Raw genomic sequence first — 317 nt, forward strand, 5'->3', positions numbered from 1 at the left:
CCTTCAACGCGACGCCGAATGAGGCACGAAGCAAGGCGGAGCTCGATGCATGGTGGGATCGTCCTTACGGCGTCACCTTGTCGGATGGCCGCATCGAGGTGCGGTGCCTGAATGGCGGGGCGTGGGACCGTTCGACTCATCTCGGCATCGCGGATAATTACGATGCGGCCTGCGCATTGGCCGAAGCGAAGCAAGCAGAATGGCTGAGATTCCGCGAGCGCCCGTCCGTCTGTTTCGACGCAGACCAAGTCACAGTCGTCCGGCAGGCACAGCGGCCGGACGAAGCGCCGCAGCAACTGGCGACGTTTCCCACGGCG

General features: G+C 64.0%; 1 protein-coding gene. It reads left to right on the forward strand.

From position 1 onward, the window contains the following. Positions 1–317: DNA-binding protein (locus CWO89_RS47485; protein ID WP_130584496.1), on the forward strand; the 317-nt coding region annotated here is incomplete at both ends.

Origin of the sequence: Bradyrhizobium sp. Leo170 (genome assembly GCF_004296405.1) — a bacterium.
Lineage (GTDB): Bacteria > Pseudomonadota > Alphaproteobacteria > Rhizobiales > Xanthobacteraceae > Bradyrhizobium.